2 protein-coding genes and 1 pseudogene are annotated in these 1872 nt (G+C 55.7%); 2 read left to right on the forward strand and 1 reads right to left on the reverse strand.

What is annotated here, in order from left to right:
• Nucleotides 1-506: 506 nt before the first annotated feature.
• Nucleotides 507-791, reverse strand: a complete 285-nt coding sequence (locus AAAB35_RS24370) for a hypothetical protein (RefSeq protein WP_340670882.1) — start codon at nt 789-791, stop codon at nt 507-509.
• A 202-nt stretch (nt 792-993) separates the two neighbouring features.
• Between AAAB35_RS24370 and AAAB35_RS24375 the strand changes: the two are divergent.
• Together AAAB35_RS24375 and AAAB35_RS24380 are read left to right on the forward strand one after the other, a co-directional pair.
• Nucleotides 994-1478, forward strand: a pseudogene (locus tag AAAB35_RS24375) (transposase); the annotation flags it as partial.
• A 32-nt stretch (nt 1479-1510) separates the two neighbouring features.
• Entirely contained in the window at nt 1511-1576 is a 66-nt protein-coding gene (locus AAAB35_RS24380; RefSeq protein ID WP_340670883.1) for a hypothetical protein, read from the forward strand.
• The last annotated feature ends 296 nt before the right edge of the window (nt 1577-1872 follow it).

Genomic DNA, 1872 nt, shown 5'->3' on the forward strand with positions numbered 1-1872 from the left:
TATCTGCTGCGACCAAGCTTGCCAGACTACAAAAACTGATCGACGCTAAAATGACTGCGCATCTCGGCCCGCGATGCATAGTTTTTCCCATATATTAGCTGATAGGATGCGATTGTATCAGACATAACCCGAATCCCAAACGCACTATATCGGGTTAACTTTTTGCGTCTCAGCGGGATGAGCGAGCTGCATCGCGAACATCACAGTCAGCGGCCAGAATGATCAGCCTTTGATGCGAAATGGTGGCCCACCGGCACTCTCGTCCCCCGAAGGAGAGATCTGGACGAAAGCGGTCGAGCTCAGCCGAATGGCATAGTTGACACCGGCAAGCGCTCTGACAATCTGGATATCCAACCGGAACCATCATGATGCGGGTAAGAGACGGGATCAATCGAGACTTGGTCAGAGTCGCAAACAACGGTTTGCTTGTATCTGCCAGCGAAAAGCGAGGTCTACTGCACGAGGCAGCCGCGGCCATTCGCTGGTATCAAACTCTCGTTGCTTTTTCAGACCAAACTGCAAATGACCACGGCGCTGACATCGCAATGCAGTTGGATCAGTTCGCCGACAACATGGAACTCAGATATGCCGACGAGATCAAGGTGACCATGCTGGAAGCTGCCGATACGATCAGGATTTTGCGCCTCTTTATCGGTATCCAACAGGAGGTTTGCAATAAGGAAGATCAGGTGAGGTAGAGTCACTTCCTGCCAGCCCGATCCGCTAAATTTCCCGTGCGCCCAGTCGATCGCAGATAGTGAGCGACTGCATTGTGCGCCAAAGGAGCTCATGACGAGGCATCTCCGCTATCGGCCAGGCTCTTGGCTCCAACGTCCATTTTCCAGACGATCAGCTTGTCATTTTGAACGGCGACGAGACGAAAAGTGTAACGGCTGTTTTGCCCCCACATTGCCTTCTGTCGCCTGGTCTGTGATCGCCTTTCCATGGAAGAGCGGCAAGGAGTTTCTCTATGGAGACTACATTGGAGGTTCTCATGCCTGCCGTGCCTGCACCGACGGCGTTATTCAAGCCCCGGCTCCGGCTCGCCTGATCCAGGCAGGACAGTCGACGGAAGCTACCGTTGCCCATGTGCTGGTTTCCAGATATGCCGACCATCTTCCCCTTTCTCGGCAGGCCCAGATCATGAGCCGCCAGGGCATCTATCTCGACCGCTCCACGCTCGCCGACTGGGTCGGACGCGCAGCCTATGAACTGCGCCTGTGTTCGAGGCGCTGATTGCCGACCTGAAGCGCTCGACCAAGCTCTTCATGGACGAGACCCGTGCTCCGGTGCTCGATCCCGGCTCACGTAAAACCAAGACCGGATACTTCTGGGCACTTGCGCGAGATGATCGACCGTGGGGCGGCGGTGCTCCGCCGAGCGTCGCTTTCACCTACGCTCCCGGTCGCGGAGGCATTCATGCCGAACGGATATTGCAGGGCTTCTCCGGCATCCTGCGGGTCGATGGCTATGCCGGATCGAGACCTGCAAACTCAATGCTGTCGATCCGCTGGCCTACCTGACCAGCACACTTACCGCCGTCGTCAAACGGCCACATGCAAAGCCGGATAGATGAACTCTTACCTTGGAATTATCCGGTCTAGTGCTGCAAGTGCCATACATGGCTCCTGACGACCGAAGGCGGCCGGCGCTCACATAGCAAATATTTGCGAGACGGTTTTCCGCAGTGAACTATATTTGTCGCCTGGTACTAAGCCTCGCTTGCTGACCACATCAAGATGGCCGGTGCAGTTATTTTGACCTTTGAGGGGAGACGACGATGCGCGGAACTCTGTTGACGCTTTCACTCTTGATCGGCGCTGTAAGTGCGTTGCCCGCTCTTGCGGCCGACGACAAGAAGCTGCCCACGAA

Origin of the sequence: Phyllobacterium sp., assembly GCF_037994425.1 — a bacterium.
GTDB lineage: Bacteria > Pseudomonadota > Alphaproteobacteria > Rhizobiales > Rhizobiaceae > Phyllobacterium.

What these genes read in the sequence shown, in the direction of transcription:
- AAAB35_RS24370 (WP_340670882.1), bottom strand. Translation starts at nt 791, where the DNA reads ATGAGCTCCTTTGGCGCACAATGCAGTCGCTCACTATCTGCGATCGAC.